Here is a 7,041-nt window from a genome sequence, read left to right as displayed (position 1 = left end):
CGCGAAGAGCCGACGACAATAGATGAGCGCTTGCGCGAAGAGCCGACGACAATAGATGAGCGCTTGCGCGAAGAGCCGACGACAATAGCGGTGTGGCAGGTCTGATCAGGCAGCAACTCAGTCGTGGTGTTCCGCTCCGGGTAGGGCTGGTAGCAGCCACCTTGGTTTTGGTGGCCTGCGGTCTGCTGGCGTCCGGTTTCGCTGTGACGAAGATCTTGGGGCACACCCTCATGAACCGGGTGGATGACACCTTGCTCGACGCTTCATCAGGCTGGGCGCGGGTTCCCAGGCCGCTGCCCAGCATCGCGATCGAAGACCCCAACCCCGCCCGCCCGCCCTCGGATTTCTACGTCCGCAGCGTCGATTCGGACGGCCACACCTGGTTGGCGGTCAACGACCGCGCCGCCGAGCCCGAGCTGCCCGCCGACAACGACGTCGGGCCCGAGCCGGTGACCGTCGGATCAACCGATCATCCCGACGTCCAGTGGCGCGCGATGACGGTGCGCGGCCTGGGCGGAGACCTCACCACGGTGGCTATCGACCTTTCCGAGGTGAAGTCGACAATGCGGTCGCTGGCCTATGCGCAGCTGGGCATCGGATCGGCGGTCCTCCTGGTGCTCGGGGTACTGGGCTATGTCGTCGTGCGACGGAGCCTGCGGCCGCTGGCAGAGGTCGAGCAGACCGCTGCCGCGATCGCCTCGGGGCAACTGGACTGTCGCGTGCCCGAACGTGACCCGCGGACCGAAGTCGGTCGATTGTCGTTGGCGCTCAACGGAATGCTCGCGCAAATCCAGCGAGCGATGGCGTTGTCGGAGTCGTCGGCGGATCGGGCGCGTATCTCCGAGGAACGGATGCGCCGCTTCATCACCGACGCCAGCCACGAGCTACGGACACCGTTGACGACAATCCGCGGATTCGCCGAGCTTTATCGACAAGGCGCCTCCAGCGACATGGAGATGTTGATGGGTCGCATCGAAAGCGAATCTCAGCGAATGGGCTTGCTCGTCGAGGATCTGCTGCTGTTGGCCCAGCTCGACGCACTGCGCCCACTGGAACAACGTCCAGTTGACCTGCTCGCGCTGGCCACCGATGCGGTAGGCGATGCCCAGTCGATCGCGCCCGAACGCACGATTCGGGTGGAAGTCTTCGACGGGCCCGGCACCCCCGAGGTATTGGGCGACGAGGCGAGGCTGCGTCAAATAGTGAGCAACCTGGTGGCCAACGCGCTACAGCACACCCCGGCGAGTGCAGGCGTCACGGTGCGAGTGGGTACCGACGCCGACAATGCCGTGCTCGAGGTGTGCGACGAGGGTCCGGGGATGCGTCCGGAGGATGCCGAGCGCATTTTCGAGCGCTTTTACCGAACGGATTCGTCGCGGACGCGCGCCAGCGGCGGCACCGGGTTGGGGCTGTCGATCGTCGACTCACTGGTGAACGCGCACGGCGGCAGCGTCAACCTGACCACCGCGCCAGGGCATGGGTGTCGGTTCCGAGTGAACCTGCCGCGCATCGCCGATGGAGCGATGCCCGTCAACGCAGCTGCGCCAGTGCGGCCTTGATCTTCGACTGTGCCTCGGCGAGCGACTCCGCGGACGGGTTGCGTTCGACGTTGGCGAATCCGAAGTCGGCCAGGTCTCGTGCGGGGAACACGTGCACGTGAAGGTGGGGCACCTCGAGGCCGGCGATGATGAGTCCGGCGCGCTCGGCGCCGAAGGCCGTGCATACCGCCTTGCCGATCAACTGTGAAACTTCCATCACTCGGCCGAAGACGGCGGGCTCGAGGTTCTGCCACTCGTCGACCTCGGCCCGCGGTACGACCAACGTGTGGCCCTGGGTCATCGGCTCGATCGTGAGGAAGGCCACGATCTCGTCGTCCTGGTAGACGAATCGGCCGGGTATTTCACCGTTGATGATTTTTGTGAAGACGGTCGCCATGCTCTGAGCATTCCACCTTCTCGATAGTCTTGACACAGGCACGTGGGGTCGAGACGAGATGACGGCGCGTGCGCTCCACCCATCTGGACAGGTCAACCTAAGTGTGAGTAGCCTTACCTAAGGTTCGGAAGGCCGGGCTCACCCCAGACGCATGAGGTCCACCTATGTCGAAGCTATCCGCCCTGTTGAGCCAGCGCGAGGTCGCGCCTTGCCCGCCGATTGCCACCGGCCCCGTCATCAGCCTGGCCGAGCTCAAACGTGGTCAACGCGCGGTGATCTGTGACGTGAGCGGCGAGATCGATCTCGCCACCGCCCGCCGTCTGGTCGACCTCGGTTTCACGCCGGGCACCGAGGTGCAGGCGCTGCGAAAAGCCCCGCTGGCCGACCCTTTGATGTTCCGCATCGCCGGGTACGAGATCGCACTGCGCCGGGCCCAGGCCCGGTGCATCCACGGAGTCACGACGGCGTGAGCTCCTGCGCCAACCCTCCCGACGTCGACGCGAGGACGCCGGACGGTCCGCGGCTGGCCCTGCTCGGCAGTCCGAACTCCGGTAAGACGACCCTGTTCAACGCCCTCACCGGACTGCGGGCCAAGACCGGAAATTACCCGGGCGTCACTGTTGCCCGTTTCGAGGGAGCGGCGCGGGTCGGGGGGCGGTCGCTGATGGTGGAGGACCTCCCTGGCACCTACAGCCTCGATCCCATGAGTCCGGACGAGCAGATTGTCGTTGACGTACTCGAGCACGAAAGCGACTTGACCACGCCTGACGGTCTGGTGGTAACCCTGGACGCGACGACTCTGCGGCGATCTCTGGGTTTGCTCGCGCATATTCTGCAGACCGAGGTCCCGGTGTGTGTGGTGTTGACTTTCACCGACGAGCTCGTTCGCCGCCAGGGCGCTGTCGACATCGCTGCGCTGCGTCGCGCGCTGAGCGTACCGGTGGTGGCCGTCGTCGCCGGCCGGGCCCGCGAACTCGGCGAACTGCGCGATCTGCTGCCCGAGCCGACACAGTGGCAGCAGCCCGCCGTGCTGCCGCCCACCGATACCGCCGAAGTCAGCGCCTGGATCGAATCGGTGCTCAACGCTGCCCACTATGTGCAACCGCAGCACGACGAGCGCACCCGCCGGGTCGACGCCGTGCTGCTGCACCCGGTGTGGGGCACGCTGATCTTCTTCACGACGATGTTCGCGTTCTTCCAGGTCATCTTCACCGTCGCGGCACCATTACAGGAGGGTGTCGAGGGGTTCTTCGGTTATCTCGGCGGCCTGGTCGACCAACATGTTTCCAACGCCATGTTGGGCAGCTTCCTGTCCGGCGCCATGTTGGGCGGGGTCGGCGGTGTGCTGGTCTTCCTGCCCCAGATCGCCTTGCTCTTCCTGATGGTCTCGCTGCTCGAAGGCGTGGGCTACATGTCCCGCGCCGCATTCCTGATGGACCGGGTGATGGCCGGGGCCGGTTTGGAGGGCCGGGCCTTCGTCGCGCTGCTGTCCTCGCTGGCATGCGCGATCCCGGGGATCATGGCCACCCGCACGCTGCCGTCGGCACGGGACCGGATCGCCACCATGATGGGTGCACCGCTGATGACGTGCTCGGCGCGGCTGCCGGTCTACGTGCTGCTGATCGGGTTGCTGGTCAGCCCAGATATCCGCTTGGGCCCGATCGGAGCGCAGGGCGCGGTGATGTTCGGGCTGTACCTGTTGGGGGCCATCTCAGCGATGGCCTCGGCGTGGGTGTTCAGCCGCATCGGGAGAGGTCGAGGGCCGCTGCTTCCCTTCTACATGGAGATGCCGCCCTACCGGCTGCCCTCGCTGAGATCGGTGCTGATCTCGGTGTGGGAACCGTCCAAGGGTTTCCTCCTCAAGGTCGGCAAGATCATCCTGGTCACCACAATCGTGCTCTGGGTGCTGCTCAACCTTCCGGCCCGCAGCACTGAGGCGATGTCGGCAGCCGGAGTTGACCCCGGCGACACAGCGGCCGCATCGGCATACGTGATCGACAACAGCTATGCCGCCTCGGTCGGCCGGTTCGTCTCGCCGGTGTTCGAACCGCTCGGCTTCGATTGGCGGATCAACGTCGGGGTACTGGCCTCACTGTCCGCGCGCGAGGTGTTTGTGTCCACTCTCGGGCAGGTCGCCGCGGCCGAGGATCCCGACGACCCGGCGCGGGCGCTTGAGCAGATGACCGTGCAAGAGGGGCCGCGGGCCGGGGAGAAGTTGTTCACGCCAGCGGTGGTCGCGGCGTTGCTGGCCTTCTTCCTTTACGCATTGCAGTGCATGTCCACCGTGGGGGTGATGCGGCGTGAGTCGGGGTCATGGCGATGGCCGGCCATCGCTTTCGGCTATATGTTCGCCCTGGCATGGGTGATGGCACTGCTGGCCCACACAGTCGTCGCGGCGGTGATCTGAGATGGGCAGCACAGAGGATGTGATGGTGCCGCTGCATCCCGAGCCCGTCCCCGGCGATGACCGGGCGCTGCGCTGGGTGATGCGGCCCGGCACTCTGGGATTCGTCGGGGCGGCGGCCGAGGTGCCTGCACCGCTACAGGGGCTGCTCGATGACGGCACCGTGGAATCGCTGTTCGTCGAACCGGCTGCGGTGCGGGTGCGACTGGGTATAGGGCGTGGCTGGCGACCCGAAGGCGGACGGGTCCGGTCCGCGCTGCAAGTGGCGTTGGCCAGCAGCGAGCAGTGGCGAGCACGCGAGGACTGTTTGGCCGACGACGTGCTGCGGATGGCTTCGGCCCAAGTCGTGGACGGCGAAGTCGGTGACTACGTCCGCTCCCATGGCGGTGGGATCACCGTGCTGGGCGTCACCGACGGCGAAGTCGAGGTGGAGCTCACCGGGTCCTGCGCGCATTGCCCGGCCGCTGAACTCACTCTGGCTCGACGTTTCGAGACCGCCGTGCGCGAGCTCTACCCCGCACTGCGCCGGGTTCGGGCGCGCGGCAAACCGTAATACCGGACCCGGCGAGGTCCACCTGGATAACCTTGCCCAATGCTGGGATTGATGCAGGACCGGCCGCTGATGATCTCGTCGTTGATCGAACACGCGGCGGTGTTTCACGCCGAGACCGAGATCGTGTCCCGGCTGCCCGAGGGCCACGTCCGGCGAACCACCTGGTCGCAGGTGTGCGAGCAGTCCAAGCAGGTCGCCAACGCGCTGGCCGAACTCGGCATCGAGGCGGGGGACCGCGTTGGGACACTGGCCTGGAACAGCGATCGTCACCTGGCGCTGTACTTCGGTGTCTCCGGCTCGGGCGCCGTGATGCACACCGTCAACCCGCGGCTGTTCCCCGACCAGATCGCCTACATCATCAACCATGCCGAGGATCGGATCCTGTTCTTCGACACCACGTTCGCGCAACTGGTGGGTCAGCTGGCTCCTCAGCTCAGTACGGTGCGCAGCTATGTCGTGATGACCGACCGCGAGCACATGCCCGACGTGCCCGGGATCCCTTCCGACCGACTGCTGTGCTGGGATGAGTTGATCGGATCGCAGTCCACCCGATTCGACTGGCCCGAGTTCGACGAGCGCTGCGCATCGTCGCTGTGCTACACCTCAGGCACCACTGGAAACCCGAAAGGTGTTCTCTACAGCCATCGTTCGACGATCCTGCACACATTGATGACGGCCGCCAGGGACACCAACGACATCCACAGTGGCTCATCGGTGCTGCTGGTGGTGCCGATGTTCCACGCCAATGCCTGGGGTACGCCGTACACCGCGGCGATGGTTGGCGCCAAACTCGTGCTGCCCGGACCTCACCTCGACGGCGAGTCCGTCTACCAGCTGATGAAATCCGAAGGCGTCAACCAGAGCCAGGGCGTGCCGACGGTCTGGATGATGCTGTTCTCCTATCTCGACGAACACCCAGAGATCGATCCCCACGAGCTGGGGTTGCAGGTGGCCGGGACCGGCGGGGCGGCGTTGCCGCTGGCGATGATTGAGCGTTTCGAACGTGATTTCGGCGCCGAGACGATGCAGGGCTGGGGGATGACCGAGACCAGTCCGCTGTGCGTGATCGGCCGGTTACTGCCCAAGCATGACGGACTGGATACCGCCGATCGGGCGCAGATCAAGTTGAAACAGGGCCGTGGGGTCTGTGGCGTGAACCTGAAGATCGTCGACGATGGCGGAAACAGGTTGCCCTGGGACGGAGAAGCTTTCGGTGAGGTCTGGGTGCGGGGGCCGTGGATCGCCAGCGGCTATTTCAAAGGTGACGGCGGTGACAAACTCGATAGCGAGGGTTTCTTTCCTACCGGAGACGTGGCCACCATCGACCCCGACGGATACTTGCAGTTGGTGGACCGAGCAAAGGACGTCATCAAATCCGGTGGCGAATGGATCAGTTCGATCGACCTGGAGAACGCCGCGATGAGTCACCCGGCGGTGGCCGAGGCCGCTGTCATCGGTGTAGCGCATCCGAAATGGCAGGAGCGGCCGCTGCTCGTTGCGGTGCTGCGCAAGGGGCACAGCGCTTCCGCCGGAGATATTCTGGACCACCTGGCCGGTGCGGTCGTCAAGTGGTGGTTGCCTGACGACGTCGTGCTGGTCGACGAGTTGCCGCACACCGCGACTGGCAAGGTGCTCAAGCGCGAGCTGCGCGAGAAGTTCCGCGATCACCAGCTGCCGAAAGCTAACTGACCGCCTCCGGTTCGGCGAACCGCATCGCGTCCATGTTCCAGTAGCCCCGCAGGTTGGTGATCAGGCCAGCGCCGTTGACGCGGTAGGTGAACACACCGCGGACTGTCGCCGAGAAACCGTTGGGGAACGTGGTCTCAAGGATCAGGATGTAGGCGACCTCGGTCGGGCTGCTGGACCCGAAGGCCTCTTCGCAGGTGATGCGCAGCTGATTCGGGCCGATGTGGGCGTCGAAGAAGGCGGCCACCGCCGCCTTCCCCCGCACGCCGTTGCCGTCCGGGTTGGTGATGGCCTCGCCGATCGGATCCTCGAGGACGACGTCGTCGGCCATCAGCGCGAGCCAGCCCGCCTTATCACCGGACTGCACGCACCGCCACGAGCTCCGCGACGCGGCCACCACCGGCGTCAGTTCCCCGCTGCCCTCCGGCCTCAGGTCGGCCGTTTCGGTTCCGCCGTCGGTCAT

General features: G+C 65.7%; 7 protein-coding genes. 5 read left to right on the top strand and 2 right to left on the bottom strand.

Annotated elements, in window-relative coordinates:
* Positions 1 to 92 precede the first annotated feature (92 nt).
* Positions 93 to 1,559 carry a sensor histidine kinase gene (locus ACPGXI_RS13095; protein ID WP_526653525.1) on the top strand — a complete coding sequence of 489 codons (1,467 nt, stop codon included), beginning with the start codon at positions 93 to 95 and terminating at the stop codon, positions 1,557 to 1,559.
* On the opposite strand, the gene ACPGXI_RS13090 is transcribed toward ACPGXI_RS13095, so the two are convergent.
* A complete protein-coding gene (locus ACPGXI_RS13090; protein WP_526653523.1) occupies positions 1,531 to 1,935 on the bottom strand; it encodes an HIT family protein in 405 nt (134 codons plus the stop codon). The genes ACPGXI_RS13095 and ACPGXI_RS13090 overlap by 29 nt on opposite strands.
* Before the next feature lie 164 nt (positions 1,936 to 2,099).
* Between ACPGXI_RS13090 and ACPGXI_RS13085 the strand changes: the two genes are divergently transcribed.
* From ACPGXI_RS13085 to ACPGXI_RS13070, 4 genes are read left to right on the top strand one after another with little or no spacing between them, the layout of a single operon-like run.
* Complete coding sequence (locus ACPGXI_RS13085) at positions 2,100 to 2,405, top strand: FeoA family protein (RefSeq protein WP_526653521.1); 306 nt, start codon at positions 2,100 to 2,102, stop codon at positions 2,403 to 2,405.
* The gene (feoB, locus tag ACPGXI_RS13080; RefSeq protein WP_526653519.1) at positions 2,402 to 4,342 is read left to right on the top strand and encodes a ferrous iron transporter B; all 1,941 of its coding nucleotides are present in this window, start codon (positions 2,402 to 2,404) and stop codon (positions 4,340 to 4,342) included. The genes ACPGXI_RS13085 and feoB overlap by 4 nt, the downstream gene beginning before the upstream one ends.
* A 1-nt stretch (position 4,343) precedes the next feature.
* Complete coding sequence (locus ACPGXI_RS13075; protein WP_526653517.1) at positions 4,344 to 4,892, top strand: NifU family protein; 549 nt, start codon at positions 4,344 to 4,346, stop codon at positions 4,890 to 4,892.
* A gap of 39 nt (positions 4,893 to 4,931) precedes the next feature.
* On the top strand, positions 4,932 to 6,581 hold the full coding sequence (locus ACPGXI_RS13070) for a long-chain fatty acid--CoA ligase (protein ID WP_526653515.1): 1,650 nt from the start codon (positions 4,932 to 4,934) through the stop codon (positions 6,579 to 6,581).
* Here the strand turns inward: ACPGXI_RS13070 and ACPGXI_RS13065 are convergent.
* Positions 6,574 to 7,041, bottom strand: a complete 468-nt coding sequence (locus tag ACPGXI_RS13065) for a nuclear transport factor 2 family protein (RefSeq protein WP_526653513.1) — start codon at positions 7,039 to 7,041, stop codon at positions 6,574 to 6,576. The genes ACPGXI_RS13070 and ACPGXI_RS13065 overlap by 8 nt on opposite strands.

This window comes from Mycobacterium sp., from assembly GCF_049608025.1.
Classification (GTDB): Bacteria; Actinomycetota; Actinomycetes; order Mycobacteriales; family Mycobacteriaceae; genus Mycobacterium.
This window is presented reverse-complemented; position numbering and strand designations above follow the sequence as displayed.

What these genes read in the sequence shown, in the direction of transcription:
- ACPGXI_RS13090 (WP_526653523.1), bottom strand. Translation starts at nt 1,935, where the DNA reads ATGGCGACCGTCTTCACAAAAATCATCAACGGTGAAATACCCGGCCGA.
- ACPGXI_RS13085 (WP_526653521.1), top strand. Translation starts at nt 2,100, where the DNA reads ATGTCGAAGCTATCCGCCCTGTTGAGCCAGCGCGAGGTCGCGCCTTGC.
- ACPGXI_RS13075 (WP_526653517.1), top strand. Translation starts at nt 4,344, where the DNA reads ATGGGCAGCACAGAGGATGTGATGGTGCCGCTGCATCCCGAGCCCGTC.
- ACPGXI_RS13070 (WP_526653515.1), top strand. Translation starts at nt 4,932, where the DNA reads ATGCTGGGATTGATGCAGGACCGGCCGCTGATGATCTCGTCGTTGATC.
- ACPGXI_RS13065 (WP_526653513.1), bottom strand. Translation starts at nt 7,041, where the DNA reads ATGACCGACGGCGGAACCGAAACGGCCGACCTGAGGCCGGAGGGCAGC.